This is a genomic window from Arthrobacter sp. SAFR-023 (assembly GCF_051965295.1).
GTDB lineage: Bacteria > Actinomycetota > Actinomycetes > Actinomycetales > Micrococcaceae > Arthrobacter.
In genome coordinates, this window is sequence record NZ_JBQCMF010000013.1 from 99,599 (window position 1) to 117,284 (window position 17,686).

Sequence of the window (17,686 nt, forward strand, 5' to 3'; positions counted from 1 at the left end):
GGAAATCCGCGGATAACCGGGGGCTTGTCGAGCTGGGAGTGGTTGATTTCGCCCAGCGTGAACGTGTGCCTAACCTTCCGGGGAGGTGCCGCCGTCGCCCTTCTTCAGTTCTTCCCCAGCACCCTTTTCCGGGGCGGCTCCGGCAGCACCGTAGTCACCCTCCGGGTACTCGCCCTCCTCATCCCCGGGCAGCTCCTGGCCCACAGCTCCGGCCCGGCCGTAATCGCCCTCCGGGTACTCGCCTTCGTCCCGCTCAGCGGGGGCTCCGACCGCACCCGCGTCACCGTAATCACCCACCGGATATTCGCCCTGGGGTTCGGTGGCTGCTTTCTCCCCCGCAACGCCGGCATCACCGTAGTCACCCTCAACGTACTGGCCGCTGTCCCCCTCGAGCGCCGGATTCTTGGAACCGGTGTGGGCCTTTCCCGCGGCGCCGGACTCACTGTTTTCGGTCATCGGTTGATCACTCCTTCGAAAGGACTGGGCGCGCCTGGTCCGGGCGCAGTGGCAGTCTACTCAGCTGGCGCGGGCAGCAACAGGGGCGGGAGCGGCTGCCCCCCTGCGCGTCGTGCCGGCAGCGACGACGGGGCCCGGCTACAGCCCGGCGAGATCCGCCAGTACGGCTATGTGGTGCTCGAACAGTTCATCGGGTGCGGAAAAGGTGCCGGCGCCATACTGTCCGAACACTTCAAAACTGACAGCGCCAAAGAGTGACGTCCAAACGAGGGTGCCCCGGGCCAGCAGGGCATCCGGAACCTCCACGCCCAGCTCGCGCCTGATCGCCTCGAGGTCGGCGGCCAGGGGTGCGGGCACCGCAACATTCCCGCGCCCGGCAAGCCGGCCGGCGCGGTGCGCTCCATCCAGGATGCGCACCAGGCCGATCACCACCCGCATGCCGGGTGCCGTAGTCCGTTCCGCGGGAGCCTGATAGCCCGGGACCGGACTGCCGAACAGGAGTCCGTAGCGCGCCGGCTCACGGAGCGCCCATGCGCGGACAGCGCGGGCCAGCGCAGCGAAGCGTGCCTTGAAATCTTCCGGGGGGACGGAACCGACGGCGGCGTCCACCGCTTCCCCGAGGTCGTTGTAGGCATCTACGAGCAGGAGGGTCAGCAACTCGTCGCGGCTCCCGACGTAGCGGTAGACGGCAGAAGAGACCACGCCGAGGTCGCGGGCGACGGCCCGGAGCGAGAGGGCGGCGGCCCCGTGTTCCGCCAGGTGCTGGCGGCCCAGCCGGATGATGTCGGAGATGGTCTGCGCCCGGGCCCGTTCACGGGGCGTGCGGAGTCCCCCGCTGGCAGTCTGAGAAGTGGCTGACATCAGCCCAGCATGGCATGAATCAGAGCGCTGTCAACAATTGAGAGCACTGCTCTTGACTTTAGCTGCCGGCAAGCGCATCCTTACTTCGAGAGCAGTGCTCTCATAGACAAACGTTAGCCCACCGGGTCCGTCCGTCCGCACCAGCTAGAAGGAGAACTTTCAATGTCCGATCTTTATGTGGTCACCGGCGCCGGCCCGGTGGGGTGGACGGTGGCAGAGCAGCTGGCGGGGCAGGGCAAGCGGGTCCGGGTCCTCACCCGCTCAGGCAGCGGCCCCAACCACCCGCTGGTCGAGAAACTGCAGGCTGACGTGTCCAACCCGGGCCTGCTCGGGGAAGCATTCGCGGGCGCGGCGGCGGTTTTCCACTGCATCCACGGTTCGTCCTACAGCGCCGCCGCCTGGCAGCGGGAGCTGCCTGCCGCCGAGCAGGCGGTCCTGGCGGCGGCAGGCGAGGCGGGCGCCGTCGTCGTATTTCCCGAAAGCCTTTACTCCTACAGCAATCCGCAGGAGGTGATGACGGAACACAACCCCCGGGAGGCGACGGGCGGCAAGCGCGGCGTCCGCACGGCGCTGCTGCAGGCGCGGGAGGCGAGCGCCACGGGCACTGTGTCGGTGGTGGCGGGGGACTTCTTCGGCCCGCGCGTCCGGACGGCCCACGCCGGCGAGCGCATGGTGCCCGCCGTGCTGGCCCGGCGGCCGCTGCAGGTGGTGGGCAGCGCCGACCAGCCGCACTCCTTCACGTACGTTCCCGACCTCGCAGCGGCGATGATCGGTGCCGCGGCCAAGCCTGGGCTGTGGAACCGGGTGCTGCACGCGCCCACCAATCCCCCGCTCACGCAGCGCCGGATTGCCGAGGCCTTCGCCGCGGCTGCCGGGACACCCCTGCCGAAAGTCCGGGCCGTGCCGGGCTGGGTCCTGCGCACAGCGGGGCTGTTCTCGGCTGACATGCGGGAACTCAGCGACATGCTCTACCAGTTCCAGCGGCCGTTCGTGATGGATTCAAGGGCCAGCGAGGAGGAACTGGGCTTGCGCCCGACTCCCCTGCACGAGGCAACTAAGGCGACCGTGGAATGGTGGCGTTCCGAGCTCACCGCCGGCACGGGACGGGCCCCGGCGGGGAGGGCGGCGGGAAGCTAGCGGACGGCAACTTCAGCCGGGCCTTCCACCGTGCTTGTTTCCTGCGCATCCTGCCGGCCGAGTCTGCCCGGCCACCAGATGCGCGGACCCAGGTCGTAGGCCAGGGCCGGAACCAGGAGCGAGCGCACAAGAACGGTGTCCAGCAGTACCCCGAAGGCCACGATGAAGGCCAGCTGCACGAGGAACATGATGGGAATGACGCCCAGGGCGGCAAACGTGGCGGCCAGGACCACCCCGGCCGACGTGATCACGCCGCCCGTCACGCCGAGGCCCCGCAGGATCCCGGCGCGGGTCCCGTGTTTCAGCGATTCCTCCCGCACCCGGCTCATCAGGAAGATGTTGTAGTCCACGCCCAGTGCCACCAGGAACACGAAGCCGAACAGCGGCACCGTGGCGTCGGCTCCGGGAAAGCCCAGGATGTTGTTGAACACGAGGGCGGAAACGCCCATGGCGGCAGCGTAGGAGAGGACCACCGAGGCGACGAGGAGGACGGGCGCGAGAATGGACCGCAGCAGCACCATGAGGATGAGCAGAATGACGGCCAGTACCACGGGGATGATGGTGGCCAGGTCCCGCTGGGCTGTGGTGTTGGTGTCCAGGGCGGTGGCGGTCACTCCGCCGACCAGGGCATCGGCGTCCACGCTTTTTACACTGGCCCGCATCGCTGCCACGGCGCTCTCCGCAGCGTCAGAATCGGCGGCGAAGTCCAGGGTGGCGTTGAGGAGCACCCTGCCGTCGCGCACGGCCGGGTTGGCGGGCGCTCCCGGGGCTCCCGTGATGGGCACACTGCCTTCGGCCAGCGGGTAGGCGGCCCCCACGCCGTCGGTGGCCTTGACCTTTTCCAGGACTTCGCCAGCGTTCGCCTGGCCGGTCACGATGACCACCGGGCTGCCGCTGCCGGCGTCGAAATGGCGCGCCAGCGCATCCTGCCCGTCGACGGCATTGGAGGCGCTGAGGATGACGGCAGTCTGCGGCACGCCGTTGGCCTTGAGCTGCAGGACCCCAGCCGAGGCCGCGACCAGCAGGAGCACAGAGGCCACCCACACGGTGCGCGGACGCCGGCGCACCAGCGTGCCGGTGGCCCGCCAGAGCCCCCTCTGCCCTTCCAGCCCGGTGGTCAGTTCGGGCTCACGCGCCTCTTCGGGCAGCAGCCTGGGCCGGAACGGCCAGAACGCGACGCGACCAAGGAGTGCGGCAAAGGCCGGGAGCAGGGTGAGCGCCGCGACAAGGGAGCAGACGATGCCCGCGGCGGCCACCGGGCCGAGCGCCTTGTTGGAGTTGAGGTCGGAAAAGAGCAGGCACAGCAGGGCGATGGCTACCGTGGCCCCGGATGCCAGGATCGGCGCGAAGGAGGCCCTCCAGGCAGTGAGCGCGGCGGCGGTGCGGTTGGCCGTGTGCTCGAGTGCCTCACGGAACCAGGCCACATAGAGCAGGGCGTAGTCAGTGGCTGCGCCGATCACCAGGATGGAGAGGATGCCCTGGCTCTGGCCGTTGAGCTGGATCCAGCCCGCCTTCGCCATGCCGAACACGAGCAGGATGGCGGCACACAGCGCGAACACCGAGGTCAGCAGCACGGCGAACGGCAGGAGCAGGGACCGGTAGACAACCAGCAGGATGACAAACACCGCGGCCAGCGCCACGAGCAGCAGGATGCCGTCGATGCCGGCGAAGGCCCCCGTGAGGTCGGCCGCGAGCCCGGCAGGACCGGTGACGAACGTCTGCGTCCCGTCCGGAGCGTCCGCACGGATCACGCTGCGCAACTCTTCGACGGCGTCCGCCGGCTCCGCGGCCGCAACGGACACGATGTACTGCACGGCCTTCTGGTCCTGAGACGGCACCGGGCCCACCACCGTGCTGCCCACCCGAAGGTCCTCCAGCCTGGTTTTCAGGCCGGCGGCCGCTGCCAGCTGGGCAGGGGTAAGGGCCCTGCCGCTTTCAATCACGACGACGGCCGGCACCTCGCCGGAGTCCTGGAACTTTTGCTGCCACTCGCGGGCCTCGGTGGCCTCCGCTCCGGAAGGCAGGAAGGATGCCTGGTCATTGGACGAGACCTCATCGAGCCTGCCGAACGTGGGTCCGCCGACCCCGGCAATGGCAACCCAGCCGACGACGAGGACTAGGGGGATGAGCCACCGAAGCCAGAACGGGATGCTCGGCGTGCGGGCTGGCTGGTTCATGGGGAAGACCTCCTGGCCGTGACAGCCATCCGGGCCGTCGTCGATATTGGTTCCAGCATAAACTATCTCTACCATGGAGATATGTAGCAACTTTCCCCTGGCGGCCAGACTCGTGGCCGGGCTCGCGGGCGGTAAACTCCGGAAGGCAACATCGAGCAGAGGAGGTGGACATGGCCGAGAAGCCTGGCACGCGGCAGCCCGACGGGCCGGCCCCCTCCGGCCCGGGCGCGCAGCACCCGCTGGTGCGGCTGCTTCAGGAGTTCACCCTGGAAGCCAACCGCTACGTCGACTCTGCGGGCGGCCGGAACGACATGCACAGGACGGACCTCAACGCCCTCGCCGCCGTCATGCGGCACGCAGCGAATGGTGACGTCGCAACTCCGGGAACCCTGCGGAAGGAGCTGAACCTCAGCTCCCCGGCCACAACGGCGCTGATTGACCGGCTGTGCGGCTCCGGACACCTGGTCCGCGTCCGCGAAGGCCAGGACCGGCGGCAGGTACAGCTCCGGATGACGGAGAAGGCGTACCGCGACGGCTCCGCCATGTTCCTGCCCCTTGCCCGCCACATGGGCCAGGCCATGGCCGGGTTCAATGCGCAGGAACTGGAGACGGCCGCCCGGTTCATGGACGCCATGATCGCGGCCACGGTCCAAGCCAGCCGAGAGGCCTCCGGCACGCCATAACGCACTCTCCTGCTACCTGCCCGAGGTGCGGAGAAGGAGTAGCGTTTCCCTATGAGCACGCAGCCGGAAGATGTCTACACTCACGGCCACCACGAGTCCGTGGTCCGGGCCCACGCCTCGCGGACGGCGGAGAATTCGGCCGCATTCGTCATCCCGCACCTCACCCGGGGCGTATCAGCACTCGACGTCGGGTGCGGGCCCGGCAGCATCACGTGCGACTTCGCGGTTCTGGTGGCGCCCGGAAACGTGACGGGGCTGGACCGCTCCCCCGACGTGATCACCCACGCGCGCGAACTGGCGGCCAGCCGCGGCGTTGGGAACGTGGAGTTTGTAGCGGGCAACATCTACGACCTTGACTTCGAGGACGACACCTTCGATGTGGTCCACGCCCACCAGGTCCTGCAGCACCTGACGGATCCGGTGGAGGCGCTGCGGGAAATGCGGCGGGTGGCGAGGCCCGGGGGCGTCGTCGCGGTCCGCGACGCGGATTTCCACGGCATGAGCTGGTATCCCGCCATTCCCGAGCTCGACGAGTGGATGGAGCTCTACCAGCGGATCGCGCGGAGAAACGGCGCCGAGCCCGACGCCGGCCGCCGGCTGGTCTCGTGGGCACAGGCCGCCGGCTTCACGGACGTGGCGCCCAGCAGCAGCAACTGGCTCTACGCCACCGGGCAGCAGCGCCGCTGGCAGGCACGGGTGTGGGGCGAACGCGTGCTGCATTCGGCCTTCGCGGAGCAGGCCCTCGAGTACGGCTTTGCGCAGGAGGCAGACCTCACGCGCATCTCGGCAGGCTGGCACCGCTGGGGCTCCACCGACGACGGCTGGTTCCTCATTCCCAACGGAGAGGTCATCGCCCGGGCCTGAGCCGGCACTTCGGCGTAAATCCCGGCGTGGCGCAGCCGCCCCCGCAGACCGACTAAACTTGATGGGTGCAATTCTCCCTGTGGCTGGCCCTTGCGGGCGCCGGCGCCCTTATCAGCTTCACTCCGGGCGCAGGCGCCATCAACACCATGAGCAACTCGCTGACCGCGGGGTTCAAGCGCTCCATCTGGGGCATCCTCGGGCAGCAGGCCGCCCTGATTCTGCACGTTGTCGTCGTGGCCCTGGGCGTCGGCGTCCTGGTTGCAGGCTCCCCCGTGGCCTTCAACGCCATCCGCTACGCCGGGGCCGCGTACCTGGTGTACCTCGGCATCCGGCAGTTCCTGCGCAAGCCGGACCTGAACCAGGAGAAGGTCGCCGCGCTCCGGAACGAGCCCGCCTGGTCCATGTTCCGCCGGGGCCTGTGGGTCAACCTGCTCAACCCCAAGGCCATCGTGTTCTTCCTGGCCTTCATGCCGCAGTTCATCCAGCCTGCCAGCCCGCTCCTGCCCCAATACACCGTGCTTGCAGCAACCGTGGTCCTCATCGACGTCCTCGTCATGTGGTTCTTCTTCGCAGCGGCGGCAAAATCCTTCCAGCGCTTTACCCACAACACCCGCGGCCAAACCCTGCTGAACAGGATTTTCGGCGTCCTGTTCGTCGCGGTGGGCGTGCTGCTGGCGCTCATCCACTAAGCCTCGGCCGGCTCCATGGCAATTTTGTGACAGCAAAACCGACAAACTTTACGCGGCTTGTCGATAATAAGCTCACTTACTAGCCAAGCGGGGCCGGCATCGTCCATGCTTAGCCCATGAACTCAACGACGAGCCCATACCGCGTCATCGCCGTCTGTACCGGCAACATCTGCCGCTCGCCCATGGCCGAGCTGATGCTGAGCGCCGCCTTTGCAGAAGCCGGGCTCGGCGACCTCGTGATCGTCGATTCCGCAGGCACCACCGCCTACGAGGCCGGACGTCCGATCGACCCACGGGCGGCACGGAAACTCACCACCCACAACCTTTTGTCGGACCGGCACGTTGCACGGGAATGGCGCCCCGAATGGTACACCGAGCGGCACCTGATACTGGCGCTGGACGTGGACCACTACGGTTGGCTCCGGGCCTCCGCCCCGGATGACCAGGCGCTCTCCCGGATCCGCATGCTCCGCAGCTTCGACCCCGCCCTGGCGGACGGCGATCCCCTGGAGCAGGGCATCGAGGACCCTTGGTACGGCGGCCACGCTGACTTCGAGGCCGTGTGGGACCAGGTCCAGGCGGCGGTCCCCGGCATCGTCCGCTACGTGCAGGATGCCATCGGGCCGGAGGCACTGGCAGCCGGCGATAACGATGAGGCGGCCCCGGTCCGGATAGATGAGCACCGGGCACGCAACGGCAAGCGTCACGGCTACCCTGCCGGCAGCAGTCCGCTTCACAACGTCCAGGTTCAGGACAGCCAGCAGGTACGCTCTATTTCATGACCCCCGCACCTGTGATCATCGCCATTGACGGGCGGTCCGGCGCAGGTAAAACCACATTGGCCATCGAGCTCGCGGCCACGCTGCGGAATCACCACAAGGTCTCGCTGTTCCACCTGGAGGACATCTATCCCGGCTGGGACGGACTGTCCGCCGGCATCGAACGCTACATCACCACGGTGCTGGCGCCCCTAAGCCGCGGCGAAGCGGCGTCGTGGGTCAGCTGGGACTGGAAAAACCATAACGACGGCGACCCGCGGGTCACGCTGCCCGCCGAGATTGTGATTGTCGAGGGCGTCGGCGCGGCCGCTGCCGCCGCCCGGCCGCTTTTGGATGCCGTCATCTGGGCAGACTCCCCCGACAGCGAGCGCCGCACCCGTGCACTGGAACGCGACGGCGACACGTACGAGCCGTTCTGGGACCAGTGGGCCGGCCAGGAGGAGGAGCTCCTGGCCGCGGACGACATCCCGCAGCACGCCCACGTCCGGGTCCTCAACCGCGCGGACGGCACCGCCCCCGCGGACGCCCTGCAGGCGCTCACTTACCTCCCGGCACTCACCACAGCCCTGGTTCCAGAGCTCTCGTCGCGGCGCGGCCTGCGCCTGCTGTCCGAGCGCATCGAGGCCAGCCCTGATCCGGCCGCGCTCTTCCGCGCGCTGTACGGAACGTCCGGCAACGCGGTCTGGCTGGACTCCTCCCTGCGCACGGCCAGCAGGCCGGACGCGGCCGCTCCGGGCAGGGAAACTCCCGCGGCGGAACGCAGCCGCTTCAGCATTCTGGCGGACGACGGCGGCACGTTCGGCCAGTCTGTCCTGCACAGTTCCGGCGTCACCCAGGTCACCGCCGGGTGCGCCACGGCCAACGTCTCCGGCCCGTTCTTCCGCTGGCTGGAGACGGTGTGGGGACGGAAGGCCGTGCGCGGCCCGGAAGACTACCCGTGCGACTTCGCGCTGGGCTGGCTGGGTTACCTCGGCTATGAGCTGAAGCGTGAGACCGGCGGCCAGGACGTCCCCGCGGAGACGCCGGATGCTGGGCTGATCTTCGCCGGCCGGGGTGTGGTGCTGGACCACACGGACAACACGGTGTGGCTGCTCGCCCTCGACGCGCCGGACGCCGCCGGCTGGCTCGCCCAAGCCCGCGAGGCGGTGACGGATGCTGTGGCTAGCGCCCTTGTTGCCGGCGGCAGCAACGGCGTCGTACTTCCCGGCGCAGATGCCGCTGGTGCTGCCGCTGTGCCGGCCCATGGCACGGCCCCGGCATTTGCCGGCCGGGACAGTGAGGCGGGCTACAAGCGGAAGATCGCCGAAGCACAGCACCAGATTGCCGAGGGCAACACCTACGAGGTCTGCCTCACCACCACCCTCGCAGCGGAGGTGCATGCGCTCGACGCGTGGGCGGCCTACCTTGCCCTGCGCCGGCGGAACCCGGCGCCGTTCGCAAGCTACCTGCGCTTTGGCGGGGTCACGGTGGCCAGCACCTCGCCGGAGCGCTTCCTGCGGATAGCGTCCGACGGCGGCATGCGCGCCGAGCCGATCAAGGGCACCCGCCGCCGGGCTGCTGACCCGGACACCGACGCCGCCCTCCGCCGCGATTTGGCCACGTCCCTCAAGGACCGGGCGGAGAACATCATGATCGTCGACCTGCTCCGGAACGACCTCAGCCACTTCGCCCAGCCGGGGTCGGTCACAGTCAGCCGGCTGTGCGAGATCGAAAGCTACGCCACGGTCCACCAGCTGGTGAGCACCATCGACGCCGTTCTCCTGCCGGGGTCACCGCGGGCGGAGGCGGTGGCCGCCTGCTTCCCGGCCGGTTCCATGACCGGTGCACCGAAGGTCAGCACCATGGCCATCCTGGACCGGTTGGAGGAGGGTCCGCGCGGGGTCTATTCGGGCGCCATCGGGTACTTTTCGCTGAACGGGGCCACGGATCTGGCCGTGGCCATCCGCACCCTGGTGGTGCAGGAGGACGCCGCGGGGGAAAAGGTCCGCCTCAGCCTCGGCGTCGGCGGGGCCATCACGGCCGATTCTGTGGCACAGGACGAGTACGAGGAAATCCGCACCAAGGCCTACGGCGTACTCTCCACCCTCGGTTCCACCTTCCCGGAATGAGACCTACTGGACCGTGGCCGTGAGGCGGGCGACGTTGTCCACGTACCTCGCCGCAAGGGGCCGGCGCATCCAGTCCTCGAGCCGGAGCTCGTGTGAGATGTCGCGATAGGTGTCCTCCACCGCGCGCATGCTGTTGACGGCGGCTGCCCCCAGCAGCATCACGGAAACCTCCAGGTTGAGCGAGAAGGAGCGCATGTCCATGTTGCTTGAGCCCAGGACCGCCACCTCGTCGTCGATGGTGAAGTGCTTGGCGTGGAGCACGAACGGCGCCTTGTAGAGGTAGATCCGGACGCCGGCCCGCAGCAGCGCCTCGTAGTAGGACTGCTGGGCGTGGTGGACCAGGAACTGGTCGCCCTTCTCGGAGACGAACAATTCCACGTCCACGCCGCGCTGGGCCGCGGTGGTAATGGCATAGAGCAGGGAATCGTCCGGCACGAAGTAGGGGCTGCAGACGGAAATCCGGTGCTGCGCCGAGTAGATCAGCGTGTTGAAAAGCCGGAGGTTATTCTCGGTGGTGAAGCCGGGGCCGCTGGGAACCACCTGGGCCGTGACGCCACCCGGCAACGGCTCGGCAGTCGCCTGCAGCTGGTCCTCGAGCGACTCGTCGGTCTCGCTGAGCCAGTCAGTGGCGAAGACAACATTGAGCGTGGGAACGATCGGGCCCCGCAGGCAGGCCATCAGCTCGATCCACTCCCGGCCGGCCTTGCGGTGCCTGGGGTTGTTGTACGAGGGCTCGATCAGGTTCTGCGATCCCGTAAACGCGACTTCGCCGTCGATCACCATGATCTTGCGGTGGTTGCGCAGGTCCGGCCGGCGCCACTGGCCGTGGATGGGCAGCAGCGGCAGCATCCGCCGCCACTGGATGCGGCTCGCTTTGAGCCGTTTCAGAAGCTTGTTGTACCCCTTCACACGCAGGGTTCCGATGTGGTCGAACAGCACTCGCACCTGCACGCCGCGGTCCGCCGCCTCTTCAAGGGCTGTGAGGAGGTCGTCCGTGACGTGGTCGGTGCTCATGATGTAGAACTCGGCGTTGACGAAGCGTTTGGCTTTCCGCACCGCCTCGGTCATGGCGCGGATGGAGTCCGGGTAGCCGGGTATCAGCTCCACGTGGTTGCCGTCCACCAGCGGGATGGACCCGAGGCGGCGGTTGAGTTCGGCCGCGGACCGGACCCATTCGGGGCCGGAATACTCACTGGCGACGTCGGAAAGCGCCGCGCTGCCGGCACGAACCCGCTCGTTGACCAGCTGCTGCTGTTCGGTGCGGCGGCGCGACAGCTTGAAGTTACCGAAGAGCAGGAAAAGGATCAGTCCCAGGGCCGGCACGAAGAAGATGCCCAGCAGCCAGGCCATGGCCGTAGTGGGCCGCCGGTTGCCCGGAATAATGCCCACAGCCAGGACCCTGATGACCAGATCCACGCCGCCGAGCAGCAGGATCAGCCATGCCGGCAGTGTTTCCGCCAGCGGAAATGGCCACAACACAGTTGAAACCCCCGTTATTTCTTACCCTCGCAGCCATTCCGTATGGAGCGGTGATGCCAGCCTATCGGGCACCGGCCGCACTAAGCTTGAGGCATGACGTCGCGTACCTCCCACACCGTGCTGGTGTTCCTGGATCCGGACTATGAGAACGGGCGGATTGCCGATCCCGAAAAGCCGCAGCTGATGGCCACTGATTTGGGTGCCACCCGCGGTGACGGCGTGTTCGAGTCCATGCTCGCCGTCGCCGGCCACACACGGAAGATCCAGGCCCACCTGGACCGGTTGGCCCGCTCGGCACAGGCATTGGACCTTGAGATTCCGGGGCCGGACGGCTGGCGCCGGGCAGTTGAGACGGGCGTCGCGGCGTTCCGCTCCGACAACCCGGCGCCCTCCCCGGAGCTGGACGAGGCCGTGGTTAAGCTCATTGTTACCCGCGGCGTCGAGGGCGCGTCCGCCCCCACCTGCTGGGTTCAGGTCTCCCCTGTGGCCGCGGCCGGACGCCGCCAGCGCGAGACGGGAATCGACGTGATCCTCCTTGACCGCGGCTATGACAGTGACGCGGCCGAGCGCGCCCCGTGGCTGCTGCTCGGCGCCAAGACCCTGTCATACGCGGTGAACATGGCTGCGCTGCGCCATGCCCATAAGCAAGGGGCGGATGATGTCATCTTCACGTCATCGGACGGCCGCGTGCTGGAGGGCCCCACGTCCACCGTGCTGCTGGCGAACGTGGAGAAGAACGACGCCGGAACAACAGTCAAGCGCCTCGTCACACCGCAGCTGGACAGCGGCATTCTCCCCGGAACGTCACAGGGCGCCCTCTTCGCCGCCGCCAAGGCGGCCGGCTGGGAACTGGGCTACGGCCCGCTGAAGCCCCAGGACCTGGCCGACGCCGATGCCGTCTGGCTGATTTCCAGCATCCGCCTCCTGGCGCCGGTCAATCACATCGACGGCCGCGAAATCGGCACGCCGGCACTCCGCAAGCAACTGACCGCTGAACTGAACGAACTGTTCGCGGGAATCGAGTAACCCGGGCGTCCCATATAACGAAAAGGCACCGTTCGAAAAAAGGAGGGACAAGCCGGTGCCCTGCGTTGTAGTCTTCTTCCACGGCCACTGCCTACGCCCCGCGGCGGTGATAGCACGTGGCCTGGTTCCGGGCTCAGCCGGAATGAGTACGTATAAAGGAATAGCCGATGTCATGGGATGACAACTCCCTGCACGCATTGACAAACTCACTACCCACGGGCTGGGGGGCCCAGGCAGCGCTGCCGGGGGACATGGGGGAAATCAGTGTGCGCTGGCAAGCCCAGCAGATCATTACCGAACTGCTCGCCGAAACAGATCCGGCCAGCGCATGGCCCCGCGCCCAGTTGCGGGCCCTGTTCGAAGCCTATCCGGATAATCCCGAACACGTGCTGCTCGAGCACCTCACGGCCACCACAGAGCTGGCCAACGCCGAAGACGGTGCCATCCCGGTGAGCGTCTCCACCCAGAACCTGGCGGCTCCCGAGCCGGTGCCCTTCACCCGGCGCAGCAGGAACCGGATTGAAGCCATCCTTGCCGACAAGATGCTGATGACCGCGTTCCAGCCGATCCGCCGGCTTCCGGAGGGGCACGTGATCGGCGTGGAGGCCCTGACCCGGTTCGTCACCGACGATGGTGCCAGCGCGGACCACTGGTTCAACGAGGCCCAATCCGTGGGGCTGGGCACCGACCTTGAATTTGCGGCACTGCACCGGGCCCTTGCTGCGGCGCAGGCCGTGCCGGATCACATGTTCATCGCACTGAACCTGACACCGGCAACATGCGCGGACCCAAGGATCCCGGGGTTGCTGGAACATTCCCAGCTGGCCATGGACCGGATCGTCATCGACCTTAATGGCCCTGTTCTTCCGGAGCAGTACGCGCCGCTGTCGGCCGCCATCGCTCCCCTGCGGCGCCTTGGGCTGCGGATCGCAGTGAACGGCGCAGAGGTCGGCTTTACATCGATGGACCAGGTGCTTGAACTGCACCCGGACATCATCAAGCTGGACCGGACCTTCATCGCCGGCATTGAGGAATCCCCCGGCCAGCGCTTAAGGGCCGCCGCCATGGGTGAACTCGCCCGTCACGTGGACGCCGTCATCGGCGCCCAGGGCGTCGAGACTCCCGAGGAACTCGAGGCCGTGACCGAAGTTGGCATGACGGCTGCGCAGGGCTACCTGCTGGGCCGGCCCTCCGTCCACCCGCTGGACTGGAATGCCTGGATCCGTTCGGAGAGCGAGACGGCCGCCAGCGGCCCTGCCTCCTGAGCTAGTCCTCCGCCAGGTCGGCGGCCAGGCGGATGTGGTTGTCCGCCAGCCACACCGGGTTGAAGGCCTTGCTCTGGTAGTTGCTGCCGGTGTCCGGGGCGATGGCCACCACCACTGACCCGTGCGGTGCCGCCCTGGCCACCCGGACCGCTGCCGCGACCGTCAGCCCCGACGACGGCCCGAGGGACAGGCCTTCGTCGTTGAGCAGGCGGTGCAGCGTGGTGTACACCTCGTCATTCGGAATCCGGAGGAACCGGTCCAGCAGGCCGCGGTCGAAGACCTTCGGCCAGTCGGGCTTGGGCCAGGAGTTGCCCACACCGTCCACCAGGATCGGGCCCGGATGCCCGCCGCTGTAGACCGAACCGTAGGGGTCCGCGCCGATCACCTCCACGTGCCCGCCGGACTTCTCCTTCAGGTACCGTCCGTTCCCGGTGATGGTGCCGCCGGTGCCCACGCCCGCGACGAAGTGCGTAACCCGGCCGGCCGTCTGCTCCCAGATTTCCGGCGCCGTCCCCTCGTAGTGCGCCCGCGGGTTGGCCGGGTTGTCGAACTGCAGCGGACGCCACGCGCCGGGAATTTCGGCCGTGATCCGGGCCGCGACCGCCCGCGCATTGTCCGGCGAGTCCGAGGGCGCGCTCCAGTCCGTAAACACCACCCGCGCCCCGTACCTGTTGAGGGCGTCCAGCTTTTCGGAGGAGATGGAATCACCGGTGACCACCACCACCGGATGTCCGGTCAGCGCCCCGATCAGGGCGAGCCCGATTCCCGTGTTTCCGGAGGTGCTCTCCACGATGGTGCCGCCGGGTTGCAGCTCGCCGCTCCGCTCGGCCGCCCGGACCATGCTCAGCGCTGTCCGGTCCTTGATGGAACCGCCGGGGTTCTCCGATTCCAGCTTGACGAACACGGTGCTCCCCAGCCCGCGGCTCAGCACGTTCAGCGGCACCAGCGGGGTGTTCCCCACCCGGGCCAGCACAACGTCGGCGTCTGCGCCCGAATCCACGATCGGCGCCACATGCCTCGGCTGGCGGCCGCTTCCCGTCACGGTGGTCATGATTCTCCTCCCGCGGCATCCGGGCGGCCATCCGGAACACCGGCACCGGGGCCCACGTCATCCGGAGCGTCCGGATCCGGTGTCCCAAGTTCCGGCAGTCCGGCCAGCAAATCCCCCAGCGCCGTACGCGCACTGTCAACCAGTACCGCCGCCGGCAGTTGACCGGCCAGCAGTTCCGACAGCCGCGCCACGACGGCGCCGGTTCCTGCCCCGAGCTCCCGGATTTCCGCCTCCCGCAGGTCGGTGCCCTGCGCCTCCGCCAACAGGTAGGAGGCCGTCAACGCCTCGATGGTGAGGAGTTTGGCGGCAGCCTCCACCGAGCGCTGCAGCTGCTGGAGTGCCAGCGGGGCCAGCGTGGAGTGGTCTTCCACGTCCGCGGACAGGGTAGGGGCTCCGAGCGTGGCAGGTGCCGCGAGGAATTTCAGCTCCGCCAGCAGGCCAGCGGCCGAGTACCAGAGCAGTCCCGGCAGGTCCTCGGACGCGAGTGGCGTGCCGGCCCGGGCCGCCTCGAGGTTGAGCTGCCGGATCAGGCGCTGCGGCGGATAGAGCTTGGCGATCCGCCGCTCGCCGCTGATTCCAACGTGCGCCAACCCCAGCCGCAGCGCCTCGAAGGCCAGGGCGAGCTGCATTGGCTGGAAGTTTCCGCCGGACACCATGCGGCCCGAGGCCACGTCCGCGAGCGGGTTGTCGCCCCGGCCGTTGAGTTCCACCTCGAGCGCCTCGGCTAGCGCGGCCACCTGGGCCCGGAACGCACCGTGCGTCTGCGGCGCCGCGCGGAAGGACAGGGCGTCCTGGACCGACACCTGCCGCCGCGGGTCCTCCAGCCAGCCGCCGCGCACCAGGCGCCGGACATTGGCCGCCGAGACGCGCTGGCCGTCAACCGCCTTGGCCGACTGCACGGCCGGCGAAAAGGGGCTGAGATTCCCGCCGCCGTCGTACCTTGCGGTGGCCTCAAGCGAGAGCGCCAGCGCGGTGTCCGCCAAATCGGCGAGCCACCGGATGCGGCGGAGTTCCAGCACGCCGGCACCGATCGAATACGAGTTGGCGCTGACCAGTGCCAGGGCCTCGCCCGGCGCAAGGACCAGCGGGTCCAGCCCGGCAGCGGCGAGCGCCGCCGCGCCGTCCAGCAGGCCGCCGTCGGGAGCAAGCGCCTGCCCCTCGCCGATGGCGACGGCGGCAACCGCCGCCAGCTGGGTGAGGTCGGACGAGCCGACGGACCCGTCGCGCGGAACGGCCGGCACCACGCCCCTGTTGAGCAGTTCGGCATAAAAGCGGGCAGTTTCCGGGCGCACCCCCGAGCCACCCCGCGTGAATCCGATGAGCCTGGCCAGGATCAGGGCCCGGACATGATCCCGGTCCAGCAGCGCGCCGACGCCGCTGTGATGGTAGCGCACCACCTGCAGCTGGAAGTCGAGAATGGATGCCTGCTCCACGGCAGTGTCGCGGCCGGAGCCGAGCAGCGTGTTCAGGCCGTAGACCCGGTGACCGGAATCGATGGCCGCCTGCACCACCTCGCGGGACAGGCCCACGAGATCGAGGGCGTCGGCGCTGAGGACCACCTCCACTGCGGAATCGGCCGCCGCGGCAGCCACGTCGTCGGCACGGAGGTGGGCCGTTCCGATAAGGAATGTGCCGCGCCGGACGCCGGACACCAGTCCGCCACGTCCCCCGCGCCCATCCATAGAACCCGGCCCCGCCACTGCACCAGCCCTGGCCATGGCGTTAGAAGTCCAGCAGGTTCCGGCGGAAGCCGCCATCGCCATAGCTTGTCCGCAACAGACCCCGACGGCGAAGCACCGGCGCCAGCCTGTCCAGCACGCCGTGAACGGTGGCCGGGTCCACGAAGCCGGAGAAGAGGAACCCGTCGCCGCCGACTGCAGCCCCGGTTTCCTCGAGGTGGTCGGCGATTTCCTCGGCGGTGCCGATGATGCTGTCGCCGGCGCCGCCGCTCCGTGCCTGCAGGATCTGCCGCAGCGTGGAACCCGGGGGCGCGGCCTTGGAGAAGTGCTCCAGGGTGCCCTGGTTGCTGTTGGTGCTGAGCTCGGGGAGGGGCGCGTCGAGGTCGAACTGCTTGAAGTCGATAACGGACAGGTAGGAGATCGAGTTGAGCTGGCTGTCGATGTCCCGCTGCGTGAGCTCCCGGCGCGCCGCCCGCAGCTCCTCCGCTTCAGCCTTGGAGCCGGTCACGGTGGGTTTGAGGACGAACAGCACCTTGACGTCGTCAGGATTACGGCCGGCCGCGGCTGCCTCGGCGCGGATGGAGTCCCGGTACGCCTTCATGCCGTCGGCGCCGCGGGCCAGGGCGATCGCAACATCGGCGTTCGCACCGGCGAAGGCCTTGCCCCGCGGTGATGCCCCGGCCTGAACGAGCACCGGCTCCTCCGGCAGCGGGGCCGTGTTTAGCGGTCCCCGGACCTTGAAAAACTCCCCCTCGTGGTGGATCGGCCGGACCTTGGTGTGGTCCGCAAAGATTCCCGCCCGGGTGTCCTCCCGGATGGCGTCCGGTTCCCAGCTGCGCCAGAGCTTGCGCACGACGTCCACGAACTCCTCGGCCTTCTCGTAGCGGAGGTCATGCTCGATCTGCTGGTCCAGTCCGTAGTTCTGCGCGGCAAGGTCGCTACCGGAGGTCACCACGTTCCAGCCCAGCTGCCCGTTGGAGAAGTGCTGCAGCGTGGCCAGCAGCCGGGCGGCCGTGAACGGCGGGTAGAAGGAGGCGCTGATGGTGGGCACAATGCCGAGGTGTTCCGTGGCGGAGAGCAGATACGGCACCAGGGCCAGCGGATCGTGCTTCGGCGCGAAGGACGCCTGAGCCAGCGAGACCTCCGCACTCCCGCCGTAAGTGTCCGGAACGGTGAGGGAGTCCTCGATGATGAACAGGTCCAGCCCCGCCCGCTCAAACTCGCGGACTGCATGCTGGTAGGGGGCGGGCTTCCTCCAGTCGTAGCCGATTCCGTAGCCGGGCGTCCCCCAGCCCTGGACCCCGAAGCCATGGCCCACAAACCATCCAAAGTGCAGCATGGGAGTCACTGTATTCGGAGTCGAATCATTCACTGCGGCCTGGTTTCATCCGGCGTTACGGCGGTTCATCTCCCGTCATTATCCTCCCGTTGC

14 protein-coding genes and 1 pseudogene are annotated in these 17,686 nt (G+C 68.3%); 8 read left to right on the forward strand and 7 right to left on the reverse strand.

Annotation, left to right across the window (positions count from 1 at the left end):
• Positions 1 to 69 precede the first annotated feature (69 nt).
• Together ACTHQX_RS14935 and ACTHQX_RS14940 are read right to left on the reverse strand one after the other, a co-directional pair.
• On the reverse strand, positions 70 to 456 hold the full coding sequence (locus tag ACTHQX_RS14935) for a hypothetical protein (RefSeq protein ID WP_440158254.1): 387 nt from the start codon (positions 454 to 456) through the stop codon (positions 70 to 72).
• Positions 457 to 594: 138 nt separating this feature from the next.
• Positions 595 to 1,317 (reverse strand): TetR/AcrR family transcriptional regulator, encoded by a 723-nt coding sequence (locus ACTHQX_RS14940; RefSeq protein ID WP_440158256.1) that lies wholly within the window; start codon positions 1,315 to 1,317, stop codon positions 595 to 597.
• A 162-nt stretch (positions 1,318 to 1,479) separates the two neighbouring features.
• Here ACTHQX_RS14940 and ACTHQX_RS14945 point away from each other — a divergent pair, with 162 nt between their 5' ends.
• Complete coding sequence (locus ACTHQX_RS14945; RefSeq protein WP_440158258.1) at positions 1,480 to 2,454, forward strand: NAD-dependent epimerase/dehydratase family protein; 975 nt, start codon at positions 1,480 to 1,482, stop codon at positions 2,452 to 2,454.
• On the opposite strand, the gene ACTHQX_RS14950 is transcribed toward ACTHQX_RS14945, so the two are convergent.
• Positions 2,451 to 4,631: an MMPL family transporter gene (locus ACTHQX_RS14950; RefSeq protein ID WP_440158260.1), complete on the reverse strand. Its 2,181-nt coding sequence runs from the start codon at positions 4,629 to 4,631 to the stop codon at positions 2,451 to 2,453. The two genes, ACTHQX_RS14945 and ACTHQX_RS14950, sit on opposite strands and share 4 nt — an antisense overlap.
• Positions 4,632 to 4,801: 170 nt before the next feature.
• Here ACTHQX_RS14950 and ACTHQX_RS14955 point away from each other — a divergent pair, with 170 nt between their 5' ends.
• The 5 genes and pseudogenes from ACTHQX_RS14955 (at position 4,802) to pabB (ending at position 9,754) form a co-directional block, all read left to right on the forward strand.
• Positions 4,802 to 5,314 (forward strand): MarR family winged helix-turn-helix transcriptional regulator, encoded by a 513-nt coding sequence (locus tag ACTHQX_RS14955; protein ID WP_440158262.1) that lies wholly within the window; start codon positions 4,802 to 4,804, stop codon positions 5,312 to 5,314.
• A gap of 51 nt (positions 5,315 to 5,365) precedes the next feature.
• On the forward strand, positions 5,366 to 6,178 hold the full coding sequence (locus tag ACTHQX_RS14960; protein WP_440158264.1) for a methyltransferase domain-containing protein: 813 nt from the start codon (positions 5,366 to 5,368) through the stop codon (positions 6,176 to 6,178).
• A gap of 65 nt (positions 6,179 to 6,243) precedes the next feature.
• On the forward strand, positions 6,244 to 6,867 hold the full coding sequence (locus ACTHQX_RS14965) for a LysE family transporter (RefSeq protein ID WP_440158266.1): 624 nt from the start codon (positions 6,244 to 6,246) through the stop codon (positions 6,865 to 6,867).
• 116 nt (positions 6,868 to 6,983) lie between these two features.
• Positions 6,984 to 7,499 (forward strand): annotated as a pseudogene (locus tag ACTHQX_RS14970) (low molecular weight protein-tyrosine-phosphatase); the annotation flags it as partial.
• Positions 7,500 to 7,645: 146 nt separating this feature from the next.
• Positions 7,646 to 9,754, forward strand: a complete 2,109-nt coding sequence (pabB, locus tag ACTHQX_RS14975; protein WP_440158267.1) for an aminodeoxychorismate synthase component I — start codon at positions 7,646 to 7,648, stop codon at positions 9,752 to 9,754.
• A 3-nt stretch (positions 9,755 to 9,757) separates the two neighbouring features.
• Here the strand turns inward: pabB and cls are convergent, their stop codons facing one another.
• Positions 9,758 to 11,230 (reverse strand): cardiolipin synthase, encoded by a 1,473-nt coding sequence (cls, locus tag ACTHQX_RS14980; protein ID WP_440158328.1) that lies wholly within the window; start codon positions 11,228 to 11,230, stop codon positions 9,758 to 9,760.
• 96 nt (positions 11,231 to 11,326) lie between these two features.
• Here cls and ACTHQX_RS14985 point away from each other — a divergent pair, with 96 nt between their 5' ends.
• Together ACTHQX_RS14985 and ACTHQX_RS14990 are read left to right on the forward strand one after the other, a co-directional pair.
• Complete coding sequence (locus ACTHQX_RS14985) at positions 11,327 to 12,259, forward strand: aminodeoxychorismate lyase (protein WP_440158269.1); 933 nt, start codon at positions 11,327 to 11,329, stop codon at positions 12,257 to 12,259.
• A 167-nt stretch (positions 12,260 to 12,426) separates the two neighbouring features.
• Positions 12,427 to 13,524, forward strand: a complete 1,098-nt coding sequence (locus ACTHQX_RS14990; protein WP_440158271.1) for an EAL domain-containing protein — start codon at positions 12,427 to 12,429, stop codon at positions 13,522 to 13,524.
• 1 nt (position 13,525) lies between these two features.
• On the opposite strand, the gene ACTHQX_RS14995 is transcribed toward ACTHQX_RS14990, so the two are convergent.
• The 3 genes from ACTHQX_RS14995 to ACTHQX_RS15005 are packed head-to-tail and all read right to left on the reverse strand — an operon-like array spanning position 13,526 to position 17,593.
• On the reverse strand, positions 13,526 to 14,575 hold the full coding sequence (locus tag ACTHQX_RS14995; protein WP_440158273.1) for a PLP-dependent cysteine synthase family protein: 1,050 nt from the start codon (positions 14,573 to 14,575) through the stop codon (positions 13,526 to 13,528).
• Positions 14,572 to 16,257 carry an aromatic amino acid ammonia-lyase gene (locus ACTHQX_RS15000; RefSeq protein ID WP_440158329.1) on the reverse strand — a complete coding sequence of 562 codons (1,686 nt, stop codon included), beginning with the start codon at positions 16,255 to 16,257 and terminating at the stop codon, positions 14,572 to 14,574. Before ACTHQX_RS15000 ends, ACTHQX_RS14995 begins: the two co-directional genes overlap by 4 nt.
• Before the next feature lie 40 nt (positions 16,258 to 16,297).
• Positions 16,298 to 17,593: an NtaA/DmoA family FMN-dependent monooxygenase gene (locus tag ACTHQX_RS15005; protein ID WP_236805607.1), complete on the reverse strand. Its 1,296-nt coding sequence runs from the start codon at positions 17,591 to 17,593 to the stop codon at positions 16,298 to 16,300.
• Positions 17,594 to 17,686: the final 93 nt, after the last annotated feature.

Excerpts from the sequence above, each read along its gene's own strand:
- ACTHQX_RS14935 (WP_440158254.1), bottom strand. The coding sequence starts at position 456 with ATGACCGAAAACAGTGAGTCCGGCGCCGCGGGAAAGGCCCACACCGGT.
- ACTHQX_RS14940 (WP_440158256.1), bottom strand. The coding sequence starts at position 1,317 with ATGTCAGCCACTTCTCAGACTGCCAGCGGGGGACTCCGCACGCCCCGT.
- ACTHQX_RS14945 (WP_440158258.1), top strand. The coding sequence starts at position 1,480 with ATGTCCGATCTTTATGTGGTCACCGGCGCCGGCCCGGTGGGGTGGACG.
- ACTHQX_RS14950 (WP_440158260.1), bottom strand. The coding sequence starts at position 4,631 with ATGAACCAGCCAGCCCGCACGCCGAGCATCCCGTTCTGGCTTCGGTGG.
- ACTHQX_RS14955 (WP_440158262.1), top strand. The coding sequence starts at position 4,802 with ATGGCCGAGAAGCCTGGCACGCGGCAGCCCGACGGGCCGGCCCCCTCC.
- ACTHQX_RS14960 (WP_440158264.1), top strand. The coding sequence starts at position 5,366 with ATGAGCACGCAGCCGGAAGATGTCTACACTCACGGCCACCACGAGTCC.
- pabB (WP_440158267.1), top strand. The coding sequence starts at position 7,646 with ATGACCCCCGCACCTGTGATCATCGCCATTGACGGGCGGTCCGGCGCA.
- ACTHQX_RS14985 (WP_440158269.1), top strand. The coding sequence starts at position 11,327 with ATGACGTCGCGTACCTCCCACACCGTGCTGGTGTTCCTGGATCCGGAC.
- ACTHQX_RS14990 (WP_440158271.1), top strand. The coding sequence starts at position 12,427 with ATGTCATGGGATGACAACTCCCTGCACGCATTGACAAACTCACTACCC.
- ACTHQX_RS14995 (WP_440158273.1), bottom strand. The coding sequence starts at position 14,575 with ATGACCACCGTGACGGGAAGCGGCCGCCAGCCGAGGCATGTGGCGCCG.
- ACTHQX_RS15000 (WP_440158329.1), bottom strand. The coding sequence starts at position 16,257 with ATGGATGGGCGCGGGGGACGTGGCGGACTGGTGTCCGGCGTCCGGCGC.
- ACTHQX_RS15005 (WP_236805607.1), bottom strand. The coding sequence starts at position 17,593 with ATGCTGCACTTTGGATGGTTTGTGGGCCATGGCTTCGGGGTCCAGGGC.